22 protein-coding genes are annotated in these 19,143 nt (G+C 70.9%); 16 read left to right on the forward strand and 6 right to left on the reverse strand.

Translation table 11 applies throughout. The features are described from left to right. The first annotated feature begins 313 nt into the window (after nt 1-313). The 8 genes from AC156L_RS37800 (at nt 314) to AC156L_RS37835 (ending at nt 5,493) form a co-directional block, all read left to right on the forward strand. Entirely contained in the window at nt 314-1,030 is a 717-nt protein-coding gene (locus tag AC156L_RS37800; protein WP_330878438.1) for a DivIVA domain-containing protein, read from the forward strand. A 98-nt stretch (nt 1,031-1,128) separates the two neighbouring features. Next, nucleotides 1,129-1,716, forward strand: coding sequence for a YceD family protein (locus AC156L_RS37805; protein WP_330878439.1), 588 nt, complete (start codon nt 1,129-1,131; stop codon nt 1,714-1,716). A 2-nt stretch (nt 1,717-1,718) separates the two neighbouring features. After that, complete coding sequence (gene rpmF, locus AC156L_RS37810) at nt 1,719-1,901, forward strand: 50S ribosomal protein L32 (RefSeq protein WP_106188086.1); 183 nt, start codon at nt 1,719-1,721, stop codon at nt 1,899-1,901. A gap of 27 nt (nt 1,902-1,928) precedes the next feature. Further along, entirely contained in the window at nt 1,929-2,735 is an 807-nt protein-coding gene (rnc, locus tag AC156L_RS37815) for a ribonuclease III (protein ID WP_330878440.1), read from the forward strand. Between the two features lie 4 nt (nt 2,736-2,739). Further along, nucleotides 2,740-2,994: a hypothetical protein gene (locus AC156L_RS37820; RefSeq protein ID WP_330878441.1), complete on the forward strand. Its 255-nt coding sequence runs from the start codon at nt 2,740-2,742 to the stop codon at nt 2,992-2,994. 22 nt (nt 2,995-3,016) lie between these two features. Further along, nucleotides 3,017-3,886, forward strand: a complete 870-nt coding sequence (gene mutM, locus AC156L_RS37825) for a bifunctional DNA-formamidopyrimidine glycosylase/DNA-(apurinic or apyrimidinic site) lyase (protein WP_330878442.1) — start codon at nt 3,017-3,019, stop codon at nt 3,884-3,886. A 105-nt stretch (nt 3,887-3,991) separates the two neighbouring features. Further along, nucleotides 3,992-4,315, forward strand: coding sequence for a PadR family transcriptional regulator (locus AC156L_RS37830; RefSeq protein ID WP_330878443.1), 324 nt, complete (start codon nt 3,992-3,994; stop codon nt 4,313-4,315). Then, on the forward strand, nt 4,312-5,493 hold the full coding sequence (locus AC156L_RS37835; RefSeq protein WP_330878444.1) for an HAAS signaling domain-containing protein: 1,182 nt from the start codon (nt 4,312-4,314) through the stop codon (nt 5,491-5,493). The genes AC156L_RS37830 and AC156L_RS37835 overlap by 4 nt, the downstream gene beginning before the upstream one ends. Before the next feature lie 44 nt (nt 5,494-5,537). Here AC156L_RS37835 and AC156L_RS37840 read toward each other — a convergent pair whose 3' ends face one another. After that, entirely contained in the window at nt 5,538-5,978 is a 441-nt protein-coding gene (locus AC156L_RS37840; protein WP_330878445.1) for a MarR family winged helix-turn-helix transcriptional regulator, read from the reverse strand. 311 nt (nt 5,979-6,289) lie between these two features. Between AC156L_RS37840 and AC156L_RS37845 the strand changes: the two genes are divergently transcribed. The 4 genes from AC156L_RS37845 (at nt 6,290) to AC156L_RS37860 (ending at nt 10,127) form a co-directional block, all read left to right on the forward strand. Continuing rightward, nucleotides 6,290-8,797 carry a DUF4118 domain-containing protein gene (locus AC156L_RS37845; RefSeq protein WP_414720004.1) on the forward strand — a complete coding sequence of 836 codons (2,508 nt, stop codon included), beginning with the start codon at nt 6,290-6,292 and terminating at the stop codon, nt 8,795-8,797. After that, nucleotides 8,794-9,477, forward strand: a complete 684-nt coding sequence (locus AC156L_RS37850; protein ID WP_330878447.1) for a response regulator — start codon at nt 8,794-8,796, stop codon at nt 9,475-9,477. The genes AC156L_RS37845 and AC156L_RS37850 overlap by 4 nt, the downstream gene beginning before the upstream one ends. Before the next feature lie 146 nt (nt 9,478-9,623). Beyond that, nucleotides 9,624-9,836, forward strand: coding sequence for a hypothetical protein (locus AC156L_RS37855; protein ID WP_330878448.1), 213 nt, complete (start codon nt 9,624-9,626; stop codon nt 9,834-9,836). 24 nt (nt 9,837-9,860) lie between these two features. Beyond that, nucleotides 9,861-10,127: a hypothetical protein gene (locus tag AC156L_RS37860; protein ID WP_330878449.1), complete on the forward strand. Its 267-nt coding sequence runs from the start codon at nt 9,861-9,863 to the stop codon at nt 10,125-10,127. Nucleotides 10,128-10,288: 161 nt separating this feature from the next. Here AC156L_RS37860 and AC156L_RS37865 read toward each other — a convergent pair whose 3' ends face one another. Then, nucleotides 10,289-10,798 carry a hypothetical protein gene (locus AC156L_RS37865; protein WP_330878450.1) on the reverse strand — a complete coding sequence of 170 codons (510 nt, stop codon included), beginning with the start codon at nt 10,796-10,798 and terminating at the stop codon, nt 10,289-10,291. 265 nt (nt 10,799-11,063) lie between these two features. On the opposite strand from AC156L_RS37865, the gene AC156L_RS37870 reads away from it, so the two are divergent. The 4 genes from AC156L_RS37870 (at nt 11,064) to smc (ending at nt 16,552) form a co-directional block, all read left to right on the forward strand. Continuing rightward, nucleotides 11,064-11,360, forward strand: coding sequence for an acylphosphatase (locus AC156L_RS37870; protein ID WP_414720002.1), 297 nt, complete (start codon nt 11,064-11,066; stop codon nt 11,358-11,360). A gap of 51 nt (nt 11,361-11,411) precedes the next feature. Next, nucleotides 11,412-11,900, forward strand: a complete 489-nt coding sequence (locus AC156L_RS37875; RefSeq protein ID WP_330878452.1) for a sigma-70 family RNA polymerase sigma factor — start codon at nt 11,412-11,414, stop codon at nt 11,898-11,900. Further along, entirely contained in the window at nt 11,897-12,592 is a 696-nt protein-coding gene (locus AC156L_RS37880; RefSeq protein ID WP_330878453.1) for an anti-sigma factor family protein, read from the forward strand. The genes AC156L_RS37875 and AC156L_RS37880 overlap by 4 nt, the downstream gene beginning before the upstream one ends. Before the next feature lie 105 nt (nt 12,593-12,697). Continuing rightward, nucleotides 12,698-16,552, forward strand: coding sequence for a chromosome segregation protein SMC (gene smc / locus AC156L_RS37885; RefSeq protein WP_330878454.1), 3,855 nt, complete (start codon nt 12,698-12,700; stop codon nt 16,550-16,552). 28 nt (nt 16,553-16,580) lie between these two features. On the opposite strand, the gene AC156L_RS37890 is transcribed toward smc, so the two are convergent. The 4 genes from AC156L_RS37890 to AC156L_RS37905 form a co-directional block, all read right to left on the reverse strand. Next, entirely contained in the window at nt 16,581-16,865 is a 285-nt protein-coding gene (locus AC156L_RS37890) for a hypothetical protein (protein ID WP_330878455.1), read from the reverse strand. A 193-nt stretch (nt 16,866-17,058) separates the two neighbouring features. Continuing rightward, the gene (locus tag AC156L_RS37895) at nt 17,059-17,796 is read right to left on the reverse strand and encodes a lysophospholipid acyltransferase family protein (RefSeq protein WP_330878456.1); all 738 of its coding nucleotides are present in this window, start codon (nt 17,794-17,796) and stop codon (nt 17,059-17,061) included. A 23-nt stretch (nt 17,797-17,819) separates the two neighbouring features. Further along, nucleotides 17,820-18,158, reverse strand: a complete 339-nt coding sequence (locus tag AC156L_RS37900) for a hypothetical protein (RefSeq protein WP_106188068.1) — start codon at nt 18,156-18,158, stop codon at nt 17,820-17,822. Nucleotides 18,159-18,206: 48 nt separating this feature from the next. After that, complete coding sequence (locus AC156L_RS37905) at nt 18,207-19,010, reverse strand: ESX secretion-associated protein EspG (protein WP_330878457.1); 804 nt, start codon at nt 19,008-19,010, stop codon at nt 18,207-18,209. Nucleotides 19,011-19,143 lie beyond the last annotated feature (133 nt).

Genomic DNA, 19,143 nt, shown 5'->3' on the forward strand with positions numbered 1-19,143 from the left:
ACTCGGGGGATTTGCCCCTTGAAATTGTCGGGCAAGGGCTTCCCACCTGCCCTTTCAAGCCCGACAAAGGGGCAAATCGAGGGGTCCCGAGTCACACCGGCCACACCACGACGTGCGCGACCAGACCGCCCTTCACGAACCTCCCGAACCTCACAAAAGCCACAAACCTCACAAGCCCCACCAACCCCGCAGAACCAGCCCCGCCCGAGAAGCGCCGGCCAAAACCGGACACGCCCTGCCGATCTCCCCACCAGGGTGCGACCGGCAAGGCAAACTGTTCCGGTAATGGACCTTGTGTTGCGAGGAGAGTGACGTGTACCGGGTGTTCGAGGCCCTCGACGAACTGGTCACGATCGTCGAGGAAGCGCGTGGAGTGCCGATGACCTCCGGGTGCGTCGTGCCGCGTGGCGACGTCCTCGAACTCCTCGACGACGTTCGTGACGCCATCCCCGCCGAGCTGGACGACGCGCAGGACGTGCTCGACCACAAGGACGAGCTGGTCGGCAAGGCCGCGCACGAGGCCGAGACGGGTGTCAGCAAGGCGCGGTCCGAGGCCGAGCGGATGCTGTCCGAGGCGCACGCGGAGGCCGAGCGGATGCTCGCGGAGGCGCGCGCCCGTGCCGAGCGCATGGTGGGCGAGGCCGAGAACCAGGCCGAGCGCACCGTGGCGGCCGGTCGGCAGGAGTACGAGGACCTGGTGGGGCGCGCGCACGCCGAGGCCGACCGGATGGTGCAGGCCGGGCGGGCCAGCTACGAGCGGGCGGTGGAGGAGGGTCGGGCCGAGCAGGTTCGGCTGGTCGACCAGACCGAGGTCGTGGCGGCGGCGCACGCCGAGTCGGCCAGGGTGCTCGACGCGGCCCAGTCGGAGGCCATCAGGCTGCGCAGCGAGTGCGACGCGTACGTCGACGGCAAGCTCGCCGACTTCGAGGACCTGCTGGCGCACACGCTGCGCAGCGTCGGCAAGGGGCGCTCGCACCTGCGGGGTCCGGCCGTCGCCAGCGTGTCGGCACCGTTCGACTACCACGACTGAACGCAACGTTCACCTGCGGATTTCGCCCACGGCCCACTCGTCGCGTACCCTGGAGCGGCTGGCCGTGGTAGGTCCCCCGACAGCGAAACCAACACATCATGTCTGAGCATCGTCACGCCTCCGCGCGTTCCACAGCAACCGGGCCCTGGGTAATCGACACCAGGGACATCGGTCGTAGAGCGGGCTCCAGCCGCGCTTACCAGCGGTCGGTGCCCGCGGCAGGTCTTGGCCTGCTCGACGTGATCGCGGTTCCGGATGGCGGGGCGGTGGAGCTCGACTTGTTGGCGGAGTCGGTCGTGGAAGGCGTGCTGATTTCCGGCACGGCGATCACGGACGTGGCGGGGGAGTGCTCGCGCTGCCTCGACCCGATCGCCGACCACGTCGAGATCAAGCTGATGGAGTTGTTCGCGTACCCGGACAGCACCACGGATGAGACCACTGATGAGGACGAGGTCAGCCGGATCTCCGATGATCTGATCGACCTCGAACCTGTGGTGCGGGATGCCGTCGTGCTCGCGCTGCCGCAGGTGCCGCTGTGTTCGCCGGACTGCCTCGGGCTGTGCGTCGACTGCGGTGGCAAGCTGGCGGAGCTTGGGCCCGACCACGGGCATGAGACGATGGATCCCCGTTGGGCCGCGTTGCAAGAGCGGTTCGGCGGGAATCGTGATAACTCGGAGGAGAACTAGTCGTGGCCGTCCCGAAGCGGAAGATGTCGCGCTCGAACACGCGCTCGCGCCGCGCCCAGTGGAAGACCAGTGCCGTGCACTTGGTGGCGTGCTCGAACAAGGCGTGCCGCGCTCCCAAGCCCCAGCACATCGCCTGCCCGACCTGCGGCCAGTACGACGGCCGCCAGGTTGTTCAGCCGGCCTGAGTCTCCTGGCGAAGGTAGCGGCGAACCGTGGGGGGTAGGTCGTCGCGTGATCGGTCCGCCGATCGCGCCCCGTTGCTCGAAGCGCTCGGCGTCCAACTGGACGCCGAGCTCCTCGTGCTCTCCTTGACACATCGGTCCTATGCCTACGAGAACGGCGGCTTGCCGCCGAACGAACGGCTTGAGTTCTTGGGCGACGCAGTTCTCGGACTCATCGTCACCGACCATCTCTACAACACCCACCCCGATCTGCCCGAGGGGCAGCTCGCCAAGCTCCGCGCCAGCGTGGTCAACATGCACGCACTGGCGGGCGTCGCCCGAACGCTGGGCGAGGACGGACTGGGCGGCTACCTGCTCCTCGGTCGCGGGGAAGAGCTGACCGGCGGCAGGGACAAGGCGAGCATCCTCGCCGACGGCCTCGAAGCCGTCATCGGCGCGGTGTACCTGGAATACGGTATCGATACCGCGCGCAAACTCGTGCACAAGCTGTTCGACCCGTTGTTGGCCGAAGCGCCGTTGCGCGGCGCGGGCCTCGACTGGAAGACCAGTCTTCAGGAACTCACCGCCTCAGCAGGCCTTGGAGTGCCCGAGTACCGGGTGGACGACCAGGGTCCGGATCACCGCAAGGAGTTCACCGCGACCGTGGTCGTGGCAGGCAACTCCTATGGCTCAGGCGATGGTCGTACCAAGAAGGAAGCCGAGCAGAAGGCGGCCGAGGCCGCCTACCGCGTGCTGTCGGAACAGGTCAGCGCTGATCAAGAAGCGGTCGCGACCGACAACGGCCATGCTGCTGGTAACTCGGCTTCATCCGAGACCTCACCCACCGAGGAAGTCTGACGCGATGTACGCCACCAACGTCCGCACGAACCGACGCACCCGCTCCACCAACCGCCCCACGCGTCCGCTGAGCGCTTCGCGCAGCGGAGGCATCCAGGGGCTGGTGCTCGTCCGCGACACCGCCCAGGCAGGCGGGTGGATGCTCAAGCCCACCAAGCCGCAGGCCGCCGCGTACGAAGACCTCGAGGCCCTCGAGCAGCTCGAAGCCGCTCGCGCGACCGAGGCCGAGGCTGCTGAGGACACCCAGGCTGACGCCTGAGCCGCACCTGATTGACTGAGCCGTGCCCGAACTCCCTGAAGTAGAGGTCGTTCGCCGCGGCCTGGATGCCCACGTCTCCGGCCGAGTCATCTCGGCCGTGGAAGTGCTGCACCCGCGAGCGATCCGCCGCCACCTACCCGGTGCGGCGGATTTTTCCGCGCGCCTCTCCGGCCAGACGATGCTTGCCGCGCGCCGTCGCGGCAAGTACCTCTGGGTCGACCTGGACGGCCCCGGCACCACCGACGGCGAAGCCATGCTCGCCCACCTCGGCATGAGCGGGCAGATGCTCGTCCAACCGTCGGGCACCCCGGACGAGAAGCACCTGAGGGTCCGCATCACGTTCGCCGACCAGGGGCCTGAGCTGCGGTTCGTCGACCAGCGCACCTTCGGCGGTCTCGCGCTGTCCGACATCGTCGAGGTCGACGGCACCAGGCTCCCCGGGCCCGTGGCCCACATCGCCCGCGACCCCATGGACCCCAGGTTCGACCCGGTCGCCGCGGTCAAGGCCCTCCGGTCGAAGCGCACCGAGATCAAGCGCGCCCTGCTGGACCAGACCCTCGTGTCCGGTGTCGGCAACATCTACGCCGACGAGTCGCTGTGGCGGGCGAAGCTCCACGGCCTGCGCCGGGCGGACAAGCTCACCGCGGCGAAGGCGACGGAGCTGCTGGGCCACGCCACGGACGTGATGAACGAGGCCCTCGGCCAGGGTGGCACGTCCTTCGACGCGCTCTACGTCAACGTCAACGGCCAGTCCGGCTACTTCGACCGCTCCCTCGCCGCCTACGGCCAGGAGCACGAGCCGTGCACGCGCTGCGGCGCGATCATCGTCCGCGAGCCGTTCATGAACCGCTCGTCGTTCTCCTGCCCGGTGTGCCAGCCGAAGCCCCGCTAGTGGTCTGACCAGCGGTAACTCCTCTCAGTACCCATGTGGTCCTCTGCTGTGGACACTACTGCGCAAACCGTAGTACTGTTCACGGCACATCACCGGGGAGATCTCATGGACACAAGTCAGTTGCTGAAGGGGGTGCTGGACCTCGCCGTCCTGGCGGTGCTCCGCAAGGAGGACGGGTACGGCTACGACGTGCTGCGCAGACTCCGCGCGGGAGGTCTGGACGAGGTGGGTGACGCCTCCGTCTACGGCACCCTGCGCAGGCTCTACAACGCTGGTCTGCTCACCTCGTACGTGGTGCCGAGTGAAGAGGGCCCGCACCGGAAGTACTACAGCCTCAACGAGCCAGGGCGGGAACGCCTGGCCGAGTCGGGAAGGACATGGCGGTCGTTCGCCCACACGCTGGACGACCTGCTGGGGGTGGTCGCATGAGCAGCACGCACACTCGCGCGGAGGTCCGGGACTACCTGGACCGGATGCGCGCCGCGCTCTCCGATCTGCCGGACGTCGAGATCTCCGAGATCATGGACGACGCGGACGCGCACGTGGCCGAGGTGGCGGCCGAACTGGGCGAGGAGTTCTCCGCCGAGGCCCTCACCAGCAGGCTCGGCACACCCGAGGTCTACGCGCACGAGCTGCGCGTCGCCGCGGGCTACCCGCCCTCGAAGCACGTCGTGGTCGTCGAGCCCCCCAAGCCGGTGTTCGCCGCCAGGTTCGCGTTCTGGGCCCTCGTGGCGGGGACGGCGACGGCGTTCGCCATGGGCATCGGCGGCCGTGACGGCTTCCCGCTCGCGTCGCTGGTCGCGGTCTTCGTCATCTGGGCGGTCGTCCTGCTGCACCGCAGGCCGGAACTCATCGGCCAGGTCGGCGACCTCCCGGAGAACACCGCCCTCCAGCAGGCCCTGGCCCAGGCCGAGGCGGGTCCGCCCGGCAAGGCCATCGCCTACCTGAGGTCGCTGCAACCGGCCTGGTGGCTGGCCCGGACCGTGCTGGTCGCCATCTCCGGGGTGGTCGTGGCGGGCTTCGGCATCCTCTTCCTGCTCACCCTGGCGCTGGCGGCGCTGACCTTCATGTCGGGTCCGCGGGCCAAGACCGACCGCCGCTGGCTCTGGGTGAGCCTCCCCGCGGCGGGCCTGGCCGCGGGCACCCTGCTCTACATCCTCGGCGCGGTCCTCCCGAACGCCACCTACCACGACAACTACCCGACGTCGTACGGGCCGCCGACCCCGACCCTGCCGAACAACGTCTACGTGTTCGACAAGAACGGCAAGGCGCTCACCGACGTCTACCTGTACGACGAGGAGGGTCAGCCGATCGAGACGCCGTTCTACGGCTGCCGCAACGGCGGTGGCGACGGTGCCAACTCGCGCTACCGCGAGGACAACAGGTACCCGCGTCCGAGGGTCGAGTACGACGACTACGGCAACTGCCGGGTCATGAGCGGCGTGCCGTTCGCGGTCTCCATCCCCACCGAGTCGCTCGACCCGTCGGCCTCGCTCGACCCGTCCGCGTCGGCGACCCCGTCGGGTCCGGTCGACCCCTCGATCTCGGTCACGCCACCCTCGAGCGTGTCTCCGGCGCCACCGACGGTGGCGACCACCTCGAAGTGACCGGGAGGGGGAGCGGAACCGGTCGGGGGTTCCGCTCCCCCTCATCAGTGCTGGGTGGGTTCGCCGAGCTTGCGCAGCAGCGGCGTCGCCGCGAGCAGCAGCTCCTGTTCGGACGGCGTCAGCTGCGCCAGCCGGTCGGACAGCAGCTCGGCCTCGCCGTGAGCCATGGAGATGATCATCTCCCGACCGTGGGGGGTGAGCTCCACGATCGTGGCGCGACCGTCGGCGGGATCGGGCTCGCGGTGCACGAGCCCCGTGGCCTCCAGTCCGGTGACGACGGTCGTGGCGGTCGGCTGCGAGCACAGCGCGCGCACGGCGATCTCGCCGATGCGCATCGGTCCGTGCATGGCTAACTCCGACAGCACCAGCATCTGGGTCGGTTGCAGGCGCCGCACCGGTGCGGTCTGGCGAAGGCTGCGAACCAACCTGTGCACCGCCACGACGAGCTGCAGTGCTTCCTGGTTGGTCACACTGGTGGTGGTCATAAAACGGCCTCCGCGTGCTCACTGGAGGTGAGCGATTGTCTGAATTCGGACAGGACATTCGCACTTTCGCACCACCCGTGTCCAGCACCCGCGACGAATAGTGGCCTCCTGCGACCCGCGACCACACCTTTGCCGTAACGCCGCAGGTCGTAGCACCCCGAAAGAGCGCTCCCCGGATGAATGAGCGTGAGTTGTCAAAAACGTGTCAATTCGGGTTGTGGCGGCATCAAGACCGCGTCAAGGCACCCACGATCGGGTGACTTTTTGGCGCACTGTGTGTCCATGCTGGAACGCGTTCACCACCGGGCAGACTGACCGACGTGGACGATCGACGCAGGCGCGGTGAGTTGCGCATCTACCTCGGGGCCGCACCGGGTGTCGGCAAGACCTTCGCGATGCTGGGCGAGGCGCACCGGCGGCGGGAGCGCGGGACCGACGTCGTGGTCGGCCTCGTGGAGACGCACGGCCGCGAGAAGACCGCGGAGCTGCTGGTCGGTCTCGACGTGCTGCCCCGCGCCAGGGTCGTGCACCGCGGCCTGGCGCTGGAGGAGATGGACGTCGACGGGCTGCTGGCCCGGCACCCCGAGGTCGCCGTGGTCGACGAGCTCGCCCACACCAACGCCCCCGGCTCCCGCAACGCGAAGCGGTGGGAGGACGTCGAGGAACTGCTCGAAGCGGGGATCGACGTGCTGTCCACGGTCAACGTGCAGCACCTGGAGAGCCTCAACGACGTGGTCCAGCGGATCACCGGCGTGCCGCAGCGGGAGACCGTGCCGGACGAGGTCGTTCGCCGGGCCGAGCAGATCGAGCTGGTCGACCTCACCCCCGAGGCGCTGCGGCGCCGCCTGGCGCACGGCAACGTGTACCCCGCGAGCAAGATCGACGCGGCCCTCGGCAACTACTTCAGGCTCGGCAACCTGACCGCGCTGCGGGAGATCGCGCTGCTGTGGGTGGCCGACCAGGTCGACGTGGCGCTGCGGCGGTACCGGGCCGAGCAGAGCATCACCGAGACGTGGGAGACCCGCGAGCGGGTCGTCGTCGCCATCACCGGGGGCGGGGAGAGCGAGACCCTCATCCGCCGCGCCCGCCGGGTGGCCACCCGCGCCGGGGCCGAGTTGCAGGTGCTGCACATCCTGCGCGGCGACGGTCTCGCGGGCGCCGCGCCCGCGGCGGTGGCGCGCTGGCGGACCCTGGCCGCGGACGTCGGGGCCACCTTCCACACGGTCGTCGGCGACGACGTGCCCACGGCGCTGCTGGAGTTCGCCCGCGGCACCAACGCGACCCAGCTGGTGATCGGCACGTCCCGGCGCACCCGGCTCGCGCGGCTGTTCTCGGAGGGCATCGGCGCGACCGTGCTCCAGGAGTCCGGCCCGATCGACGTCCACATGGTGACCCACGCCCAGTCCGGGACCGGCTGGCGCGCGGCGGTGGCGCGGAGCCCGCTGCGCCCCTCCCGGCGGGTGCTGGGCTGGCTGCTGGCCGTGCTGGCGCCCGTGGCGGCCACCGCGGTGGGCGTGGCGCTGCGGGAGGACCTGATCCAGTCGACCAACGTCGTCGACTACTTCCTGGCGACGGTCCTCGTCGCCCTGGTGGGCGGCCTGGGGCCAGCGGTGTTCGCCGCGGTCTTCTCGGCCCTGCTGCTGAACTTCTACTTCACCCCGCCGCTCTTCACGTTCACCGTGGACACCCAGCAGAACGTCGTCACGCTGGTCGCCATGGTGGTCGTCGGGGTGACGGTCGCGCTGGTCGTGGACCGCGCGGCCCGCCGGGCCGCGCAGGCCGCCAGGGCCCGCACCGAGGCGACCCTGCTGGCCTCCTACGCCCGGACGGTGCTGACCGACCCGCACCCGCTGGTGCGGCTGCTGGAGAAGGTCCGGGAGAACTTCGGCCTGGCGTCGGTCGTGCTCCTGGAACGGGTCGACGGCGACTGGGCGCGCGTCGAGAGCGCGGGCGTGGTGGCCGCCACCGAACCCGACGTGGACATCTCCGTCACGCCCGAGGTGCGGCTGGTGCTGCGCGGCAGGCCCCTGCCCGCGTCGGACCGGCGGGTGCTGGAGGCCGCCGCGGGCCAGGCGCTGCTGGCGCTGCGGCAGCAGCGGATGGCCGACCAGGCCAGGGACGCCCAGCGCCGGGCCGAGGGGACGGAACTGCGCACCGCGCTGCTGTCGGCCGTGGGCCACGACCTGCGCACCCCGCTGACGTCCATCAAGGCCGCCGTGGGGAGCCTGCGCGACCCGGAACTGGCGCTGTCCACGTCGGACGTCGGCGAGCTGAACGAGACGATCGAGCTGTCGGCGGACCGGCTGGCGGGCCTGATCGACAACCTGCTCGACTCCTCGCGCCTCGCCACCGGCGCCGTGCGACCGCTGTTCCGGGCCGTGGGCCTGGACGAGGTGGTCGCCCGCGCGCTCTCCGGTGTGGACGACGCGCGCCGGGTGGAGGTCGACGTGGACGAACACCTGGCCCCCGTCCGCGCCGACGTGGGGCTGCTGGAGAGGGTCGTGGCGAACGTGGTGGACAACGCCCTGAGGTACGGCGGGGACGCCGTGGCCGTCCGCGCGAGCGTGCACGCCGAACGGGCCGAGCTGAGGGTCGTGGACCACGGCCGAGGCCTGCCCAGAGGCGCGGCCGAGGAGGTGTTCGCACCGTTCCAGCGCCTGGGCGACCGGGACGCGACACCCGGCGTGGGACTGGGGTTGAGCGTGGCCAAGGGCTTCACGGAGGCCATGGGCGGCACCATCAGGGCCGAGGACACACCGGGCGGCGGGCTGACCGTCGTGATCGCGCTCCCGGTGTTCGACGAGGAGGAACACGCATGACCAGGGTCCTGGTGGTAGACGACGAACCGCAGATCGTCCGCGCGCTGCGGATCAACCTCACCGCCCGCGGCTACGAGGTCCTGACCGCCCACGACGGGTCGACGGCGCTCACCGTCGCGGCCGAGGGCAAGCCGGACGTGGTGGTGCTGGACCTGGGCCTGCCGGACCTGGACGGCGGCGAGGTCATAGCGGGCCTGCGAGGCTGGACCTCGGTGCCGATCATCGTCCTCTCGGCGAGAACGGACTCCTCGGACAAGGTGGCGGCCCTGGACGCCGGTGCGGACGACTACGTCACGAAGCCCTTCGGGATGGACGAACTGCTGGCACGCCTGAGAGCGGCGGTACGCCGTTCGGCAACCTCACCACCCACGGAAGAAGACGCCGTGGTGACCACGGCGTCATTCCAGGTGGACCTGATGGCGAAAAAAGTCCACAGGGACGGCAGGGAAGTGCACCTGACCCCAACGGAATGGGGCCTGCTGGAAATGCTGGCCCGCAATCCGGGAAAGCTGGTGGGCCAAAAACAACTGCTACAGGAGGTCTGGGGCCCGGCCTACGCCAAGGAGAGCCACTACCTGCGAGTATACCTGGCCCAGCTGCGGCGGAAGCTGGAACCGGAACCCTCGCACCCCAAGCACCTGCTCACAGAGCCAGGCATGGGCTACCGCTTCGAACTGTAGAAACCCGACCCACGACCCGACTCGCGCGTGCCGCACGAGAACGTGGCCGATGTGACCGGGGAGATCGGGCCCTGGAATCGGGTCACATCGGCCACACCGCGCTGGAACCGGCAGCCGCCCAGCCCTCGAGAACTCAGGGCATCTCAGTGGAGGGCGAACTGGACGACGTCTCAGGAGGAACGACCGAACTGGACGAGGGCGACGAACTCGACGTCTCAGACGGCGGCGTACTGGGCGGCACCTTCGTGACCTGCTGCTCACTGGTCGCCCCACCGGTCTGCGTCACCACCACCTCAGGGGCGGCGGGAGCCCCGGTCTCCCCACCGGCGGGCCCGGCGGCGTTGCGGGGCCCGTCCTGATCCCCCCTGGGCCTTCCGGGAACGGTGATCACCACCGTGGAGGTGGTCCCATCGGGCGCCACGCTCAACGACGTGCTGGTGACGGGCTGGTCCGCCTCCACGTCGGCCTTGGACTTCGGCGGCCCTGACTCGGGCTTGGCACCCCCGGCCAACAGCGAGGCCAGACTGGCGCACACGGTGGCCACCAGCACACCCCCGGCGGCCAGCAGCACCATCGAGGAGATCTTCTTCTCCGGAGGCTCCGGCGGCGCCTCGACCACCAACGGCGACTGCGACGACGACTCCGACTGACCGTGCTCGAACACACCATCTCCCTGTGGGAAACCCGGACGGATGGTTCCGTGCTCGATTCATCGGCGGAAACCCCTGGTGACCGCACCTTCAGGGGCAGGTCTCACACCTTCGTGTGGCACTGCGCCCCCGGACCGTCACCAGGGCCCACCGCGGTCGTTCTACGTCGTCGGAGTCGTGGTCTCACTGGTGGGGGGCGTGGTCGTCCCCTCGGTGGTCGTCGTCACCGGGGTGGTGGTGGGCGGCACGACGACCGTCGTCGTGGTCGTCGTCGTGTACACCGGCGGCTGCACCGGCTCCTCCGGCGTCGTGTCGTCCACGGTCGTGGTCGTGGTGGTCCCGTCCGGCCGGGTGACCGTCGTGACCCGCGTCCTCCGCGGCGTGGTCGTCGTGGTCGCGGCCGACGTGGACGACAGCGCCTCCACCTCGGTCCCCGCGGGCACCGACGTGGACGTCAGCGTCGGCGCGCTCGGGAGGGAGCTCTTGGACACGACGTCCTCCAGCGGGTTGCGGCCCGCGGGCGTCGCCCGGTCCTCCGGCCCTGACGTGAGCGCGGCGACCGTGGCGAAGAGCGTCGCCACCACGACGCCCGCCGAGGCGAGCACCACCCGCGGGGCGACGCGGGGCTTCGCGGGGTCGGTCGGCGGCGTCTCGTACTGCCCGTCGTTCACACCATCTCCTGGGGTCGTCGCTCGTGGCGGAAGGTCGGGGACCGCGCTCAGCGCGGGCCTACTGGGGTGAACGAGCGGGCGGTGGACTCGTCACGGTCTGCAATGGGATTGGTCCACTTGGTGGACCTGGGTCTCGAACCGGTGATGGCGAGACGGTGCGGCGAGGCGACGTCGGGGGATCGTCACGCCAACGTGCAGCCACGGTCGCGCACCGTACCACCATCGGGTGAACTATTGAGTCTCGTGCATCCGTCTGGCCGGCAGGATGGACGCCGTGGCGACAGGTGAACCGGACGTCCGGCTGACGGCGTGGGTGCGGGGTCAGGTCCAAGGAGTGGGATTCCGGTGGTGGACCCGAGCGCGGGCCCTCGAACTCGGCCTGGTGGGTTCCGCGTCGAACCTGAGGGACGGCCGCGTCGAGGTCAACGCGGAGGGCTCCGAGGCCGCCTGCCAGCGGTTGTTGGTGGCGCTGCGCTCAGGGGATTCACCCGGACGGGTGGACGCTGTGGTGGAACGCTGGTCCGATCCGAGGGGAAACCTCGTGGGTTTCGTGGAGCGTTGAACGAGTTCTGCCCCAACGGCGTAGTAAGTCGATGTGGAGCCCGGTGAAGATGTGGTCAGGCAGTTGTACGGTCGCTGGCGCGGACCGTTGCACGGCTATGTCCTCCGAATGGTCGGCGGCGACTACCAGCACGCCGAGGACATCGTCCAGGAGACGCTCTTCCGCGCCTGGCGCCACTCCGACGAGCTGAGCCCCGAGCAGGCCGGTCCCTGGCTCTACACGGTCGCCCGCAACCTCGTCGTGTCCGGCTACCGCCGCCGGGTCGCCCGTGCCACGGAGATCCCGATCGAACCGGCCGACCTCCCGCCGGTGGCCGACGAGGTGGACCACGTGTTGCAGAGCTGGCAGGTCGCCGAAGCCCTCCGCGCGCTCAGCGCCGACCACCGCAGCGTCGTGATCGAGCTGTACTACCGGCGCCGCACCGTGACCGAGGCCGCCAAGGTGCTCGGCATCCCGCCCGGCACCGTGAAGTCCCGCAGCTTCTACGCCCTCCGCGCCCTCCGCGACGCGCTCGCCGAGAGAGGGGTGACCGAGTCGTGAGCTGCTTCCAGATCACGTCGCTGGGGGCCTACCTGCTCGGTGCGCTGGACCCGGCCGAGCGCTCGGTGTTCGAACGGCACCTCAACACCTGCCAGGTGTGCCGCGAGGAGCTGATCCGGCTCGCCCCGCTGCCCGGTCTGCTCGGCCAGGTGAACCTGGCCGACCTGGAGCAGCCGTTCGACGACCCCGACCCCTACGACAACCAGCCGCTGCCGCCGCTGGCCGTGGTCCGGCCGCTGCCCGAGCCGGAACCGAAGCGGTCCCGCAGGCCGTTGCTGCTGGTCGGCGCCGGTCTGGTGCTGGTGCTGCTGGTCCTCGGCGGGGTGTTCCTGCCCCGCGCGGTCGAGGGTGACGCGGTGCGGGCCGAGTCGCCGCCGACGTCCAGCGCGCCCCCGCCCCCGACGTGGTCGGCGATGGACGGCAGGACGGGGGTCGGCGCGTCCGCGGCGATGGTGAGCCACGGCTGGGGCACCGAGCTGCGGCTGCGGCTCACGGACGTGCAGCCCGGCCTGCGCTGCATGGTCGTGCTGTACGCCAAGACCGGTACGAAGGAGATCGGCGGCTGGTGGGGCACCAGCGACACGGAGGGCGAGGTCATCCCCGGGTCGTCGTCGTTCGCGGTGGACGGCATCGACCACCTGGAAGTGGTCGCCGACCAGCAGGTGCTCGTGACCATCCGGCCCCCTGCCTGATCATCGATCCGCTGGTCAGGGGCCCCGCCTCCCGCGTCGGCCGCACTTCCACCGGTAGTCTCCACCGGACGAGTTCGCCACGAGGACGCGGAAGGCCGACCGGACGTGCACCTGAAGAGCCTGACGCTGAAGGGTTTCAAGTCCTTCGCCTCGGCCACGACGCTGCGCTTCGAGCCGGGGATCACCTGCGTCGTCGGCCCGAACGGGTCCGGCAAGTCCAACGTCCTGGACGCCCTCAAGTGGGTCATGGGCACCCAGGGCGCGAAGGACCTGCGCGGCGGCAAGATGGAGGACGTCATCTTCGCCGGCACGTCCGGCCGCGCCCCGCTGGGCCGCGCCGAGGTGACGCTGACGATCGACAACGCCGACGGCGCGCTGCCCATCGACTACTCCGAGGTGTCGATCACCCGGCGGATGTTCCGCGAGGGCGCGACCGAGTACGAGATCAACGGCAGCTCGTGCCGCCTGATGGACGTGCAGGAGCTGCTGTCGGACTCCGGCATCGGCCGTGAGATGCACGTCATCGTCGGCCAGGGCCAGCTCGCCGCGATCCTGGAGTCCAAGCCCGAGGAGCGCCGCGCCTTCATCGAGGAGGCCGCGGGCGTCCTCAAGCACCGCAAGCGCAAGGAGAAGGCGCTGCGGAAGCTGGAGGCGATGCAGGCCAACCTGACGCGCCTCACCGACCTCACCGCCGAACTCCGCCGCCAGCTCAAGCCGCTCGGCAAGCAGGCCGAGATCGCCCGCCGCGCCCAGACCGTGCAGTCGGAGCTGCGCGACGCCCGGATGCGCCTGCTCGCCGACGACCTGGTGACCCAGCGGTCCCAGCTCGCCCGCGAGGAGCAGGACGAGGCCACCGCCCGCGCCCGCCGCGCCGAGGTCGAGGCGTCGTTGCAGGTCGCCACCGTCCAGCAGAACGAGCTGGAGGACCTGGTCGCGGCGGACGCGCCGAAGCTCTCCCGCGCCCAGGACACCTGGTACCGGCTGTCCGCCCTGGAGGAGCGCCTCCGCGGCACCGTGCGGCTCGCCGTGGAACGCGCCCGGCACCTCTCCGCCGCCGTCGAGGCCCCTCGGGGTGGTCGCGACCCCGAGGAGCTGGAAGCCGAGGCCGAGCAGACCGCCGAGATGGAGCTGGAGCTCCAGGAGGGCGTGACGGAGGCCCGCATCGGGCTGGCCGAGGCCGTGGAGATCCGCGGCGAGCTGGAGCGGATGGTGTCCGCCGCGGAGAAGGCGCACCTCGCCGCCGTGCGCGCCATCGCCGACCGCCGCGAAGGTCTGGCCAGGCTGTCCGGCCAGGTCGAGGCGCTGCGCAGCAAGACGAACGCCACGTCCGAGGAGATCGACCGCATGTCCACCGCGCTCGCCGAGGCGGTGGAGCGGTCCGAGGTCGTGCGGCTCGAACAGGCCGAGCAGGAGGCCACCACCGGCACCGAGGACGAGGGCGACCTCGGGCTCGACGACCGCCACCGGCACGCCGTGGAGGCCAACGAGGCCGCCAAGAGCCGGGTCGAGGAGCTGGTCAGGGCCGAGCGGACCGCCGAGCGCGACATCGCGTCGTGGCGGGCCCGCGTGGACGCCCTGTCGCTCGGGCTGACCAGGAAGGACGGTGCCGGCGCGCTGCTCGCCGCCGGATCGCGGCTGCCGGGCCTGCTGGGCTCCGTGGCGGCGCTGCTGACCGTGTCGCCGGGCGCCGAGGTGGCGCTGGCCGCCGCGCTCGGACCGATCGCGGACGCGGTCGCCGTCGCCGGTGGGCACGACGCGCTGGAAGCGCTGAAGCTGTTGAAGGAGAACGACTCCGGGCGGGCGGGAGTGCTCGTCGGCGGTGCCCGGTCCACCGTGGACACCGGCTCGTGGCCGGCGCTGCCGCCCGGCGCGCGGTGGGCCGTCGAGCTGGTGCGCGCGCCGGACGGGCTGCTGCCCGCGCTGCACCGCGCGCTGGACCGCGTGGCCGTCGTGGACGGTCTGGACGCCGCCCGCGACCTGGTGCGCTCGGCCCCGGACGTGCGCGCGGTCACCCGCGAGGGCGACCTGTTCGGCGAGGACTGGGCCATCGGCGGCTCCGGCCGCAGCCAGAGCGTCATCGAGGTGCAGGCCGCGGTCGACGAGGCCGAGGAGAAGCTGGCGCTCGCCGAGCACGCGCTGGAGCAGTCCGCCGCGTCGCTGGACGGCGCGCGCGCCGAGCAGCAGGCCCGCCGCGCCGAGGTGGCCGCGATCAAGGAGGAGCTGAACGAGGCCAAGGTCCGCCGGGCCAGGTCCTCCGAGCGGCTCAACCGGCTCGCGCAGGCCGTGCGCTCGGCCGAAGCCGAGGTCGAGCGGGTCCGCAGCCAGCGCGCGAAGGTCGAACTCGCCCGCGAGGAAGCCCTCGGGCAGCTCGAAGAGCTGGAAGAACGCCTGCTCGTCGCCCAGGAGGAGCAGACCCTCGACGACGAGCCCGACACCGCGCAGCGCGACGAGGCCGCCGCCGAACTCGCGGGCGCCCGCCAGTCCGAGATGGACGCGCGGCTGGCGCTGCGCACCGCCGAGGAGCGCGCCCGCGCCGTGCAGGGCAAGGCCGACGCGCTGCGCCGGGCCGCCCGCGCCGAGCGCGAGGCGCGCGAACGGGCCCAGCGCGCCCACGCCGCCCGCGCCCACGGCGCCGTGGTGGCGAACGCCGTCGTGCGCGGCGGTGAACTGGCCCTGGAGCGCATCGAGGAGTCGCTGCGCCGCGCCGTGCACGAGCGCGACGTCGCCCAGGAGCGGCGGGCCAAGCACGAGGCCCTGTTCGCGCAGGTGCGCGGCGTCGTGCGGGAGATGACCGGCGAGCTGGAGAAGCTGACCGACGCCGTGCACCGCGACGAGGTGCTGCGCGCCGAGCAGCGGATGCGCATCGAGCAGCTCGAGACGAAGATCGCCGACGACTTCGGCATCGGCCTGGAAGACCTGGTCAACGAGTACGGGCCGGACATGATGATCCCGCCGACCGCGCCGGAGATCGCCGAGTACGAGGCCGCGAGGGAGCGTGGCGAGCAGGTCACCGCGCCCCAGCCGATGCCCTACGACCGCGACACGCAGGCCCGCCGCGCCAAGCGCGCCGAGCGCGACCTGTCGCTGCTGGGCAAGGTCAACCCGCTGGCGCTGGAGGAGTTCGCCGCGCTGGAGGAGCGCTACAAGTTCCTCTCCAACCAGCTGGAGGACATCAAGGCCACCCGCCGCGACCTGCTGACCGTGGTCAAGGACGTCGACGACAAGATCCTCGAGGTGTTCACCGCGGCCTACGAGGACGTGGCCCGCGAGTTCCTCGTGGTGTTCGCGACCCTGTTCCCCGGCGGTGACGGCAGGCTCGTGCTGACCGACCCCGACGACATGCTCACGACGGGCATCGAGATCGAGGCCCGCCCGCCCGGCAAGAAGGTCAAGCGGCTGTCGCTGCTGTCCGGTGGTGAGAAGTCCCTCGCGGCCGTCGCCATGCTCGTCGCCATCTTCCGCGCCCGGCCCTCGCCGTTCTACGTGATGGACGAGGTCGAGGCGGCGCTGGACGACACCAACCTGCACCGGCTGATCGGGCTGTTCGAGCAGCTCCGCGAGAAGTCGCAGCTGCTGATCATCACCCACCAGAAGCCGACGATGGAGATCGCCGACGCGCTCTACGGCGTGTCGATGCGCGGCGACGGCATCAGCCAGGTGATCTCCCAGCGGCTCCGAGGCCGGGGCGCGAAGCCCGCCGTGATCGAGTCCGCGGGGCAGGCGCCCGACCGGGACGCCGAAGCCGCGGTGGCCGTCGCCGAGGGCACCAGCGCGGCGGCTGAGGCCGCGGTGGCGAAGCTGGAGGCCGGAGTGGCCGTCGGTGCTGCCGACGCCGAGGTAGCCGCCGGAGCTGACGCCGAGGTGGCTGTCGGTGCTGCTGACGCCGAGGTGGCCGCCGGAGCTGCCGACGCCGAGCCTGCCGAGACCGCCGAGGTTGCCGACGGGGCTCCGGTCGACTGAGCCGACCGGAGGGAGCCCGTCCCGGGGGTTAGGTGAAGCGCCGCCTGGACGACGACCGCTGGCGGGGCGCCTCGGACGAGTCGGGCTGCCGCTCGTTCTCGTCGACCGCGAAGTTCGCCTGCGAGTCGGACTCGGGGACGACCGGGGGCTGCTGGAACAGGCCCTCGTACTGGGTGTTCCCGAGTGCGCGGCCCGACGTCGTGCTCTTGTGCGTGCTCGCTGCCTGTTCCTTCGGGAACAGGTCCGGCGCCGTCTCGGAGAACAGGGCGTCGTGGGTGTGCTCGATGATGGGATGACCTTCCTTGCCGGTCACGCGCTCACACGTGGAACTGCGCGTTTCCGACGGATCGGCCCCGCCGAGAGTTCAGCTTGGGGCTGGCGGGCGCCCGGTCACGTGACCTGGGGTCGCCTCGACAGCCAGTATCGCACGTTTGTGCGAAGCACGTCGGGAATAACGCGCGCCGCACGTGTGCCCGACGGCACTCGCGCGGCGCGCGGCAGGGGTATCAGTCCCCGCGACCGCTCGCGTCCAGGGCGGCGGCTTCCTCGGGTGTGGGAGCGGTGCCGCCGAGGTGCGCGGGCTGCCACCACAGCTCGTCGTCCTTCGGCTTCTCCGGGTACTCCTGCTGGGCCTGGTCCAGCAGCTCCTGCATGCGCCTGTGCAGCTCGTCGTTGATCGCGTCGTGCTTGTCGCGCGGCTGCGGGTGCAGCGGCTCGCCGATGAGGATCGTGACCGGCACGTGCCGCCTCGTGAGGGTGCGCGGCCTGCCCTTGGTCCACAGCCGCTGCGTGCCCCACAGGGCGACCGGGATCAGCGGCACGCCCGCCGACGCGGCGAGCCGGTTCGCGCCGGACTTCAGCTCCTTGACCGTGAAGGAGCGGCTGATCGTCGCCTCGGGGAAGATCCCGACGACTTCCCCGGACCGGAGCGCGGCCAGCGCCTCCCGGTAGGAGGCGAGGCCCGCGCTCCGGTCGACCGGGATGTGGTGCATCCCCCGCATGAGCGGACCCGCGTAGCGGTTCGCGAAGACCTCTTGCTTCGCCATGAACCGCACCAAGCGCTTGGCGGGTTGCGCGCCGAACCCGGCGAAGATGAAGTCGAGGTAGCTGACGTGGTTGCTCGCCAGCACCGCGCCACCTTCGCGGGGTATGTGGTGCGCACCCACCACGTTGATCCGACAGTCGAGCACTCGGAACATGAGCTTGGCCGCGGCGATCACCGGGGGGTACACGCGATCTGACATGACCGAAACGGTAGCTGGCCCGACTACCCGTCGGTAGCGGTGTCCTCCTTGCCGCGCATGGCGCGTGGCACGCCCGCCAGGTCCTCTTCGTTGCAGAGGAGCTTGAGGTCGTAGTAAGGCGAACCCTTGCGGTCGTCGTAGTCCAGGTGGACGGCGATCACGTCCACCGGCTCGCCGAGCCAGTCCTGCGTCTGCCTGAGCCAGGACGCCGCCCGTTCCAACGCGGTGGGCAGATCGTCGTCACGGAACTCGACCGGGCGGTAGGGAACTCCCTGTACCGCGTCCCGCTGGTTTGCGGGCAGGGGCAGGTCTACCGCCACCCCGGATTCGTTGAGTTCGAGTTGGATCGTTTTCTCACTCACCTTGGAAGGGTCTCCCAACCGCTGGGCGGCTGCAAGCCCGTGCGCGTCTCAGACGTTCGGAATCGTGGCCGGGAGCTGCCCCAGCCGCGACGTCATGGCCCCGAAATCGGCGGGCTGGACGGTGTTCCACGGCTGCCCGTTGCTGGACGCCTGGTACTGGAGGTAGCGCCCGCCCGCGGTGTCGAAGAAGGTCAACGGCTTGGGGCAGCGCGCTTTCCGGCCGAACCGGTCCCGGCGCGCCGCGTACAGCTGGCCGCCGCCGAGCCGGGGTTCGGCCAGCAGCTTCTTCAACGCCTCGACCTGCTGCTCCTGCGGCGTCGTCGCGTACCGGTTCTGCTGGAGGAACCCGCCCGACTCCTCGCGCTGGTGCCGCGGCCTGGTCAGCGCGTCGGCGGGCAGCGAGATCAGCGGGACCGTGCCGGGGCTCGCCTGGGGCAGGACGGACACCAGCGCCTGCGGCGCCTCCTCGGGCCGCACCGGCTCCACGACGAAGTGCTTGTCCGGGGTCAGCACGACCCGGACCGCGTCCTGCCCGGACACCGCGACCAGCGCCGTCCTGGCCTCCTCGTCGCCGTTGTTGAAGTACGCGTAGAACTCCGTGCCTGCTTCCGCGATCAACCGCAGCGACCGCCCCAGGTCGGGGTGCACGGCCCGGCCGCGGGCGAGACCGAGCCGTTCCAGCGTCGTCCAGCCGCTCTCGAACAACGCCAGCGCGCCGCCGAGGTCACCCTCGGCGAGCGAGTCGGCGTCGAAGTCGATCCGCGTGTAGAGCGCCCGGTGCAACTCCGGCAGCCCCTCCGCCTGCCAGGCGTTGTAGAGCGCCACCACGGGCAGCACAACTCGGCTGCGCAACACGTTCGTCCCCCAGCTTGCTCGTTCCTAGCCGCCGATGACGGGCGGCGCGACCATCGTCCCGTCGCCGAAGTACTCGTCGCTGGGTTGCAGGTACTTCGAGGAGTGCTCCAGGTCGTCACCACCCTCACCC

The organism is Umezawaea sp., from assembly GCF_057122925.1.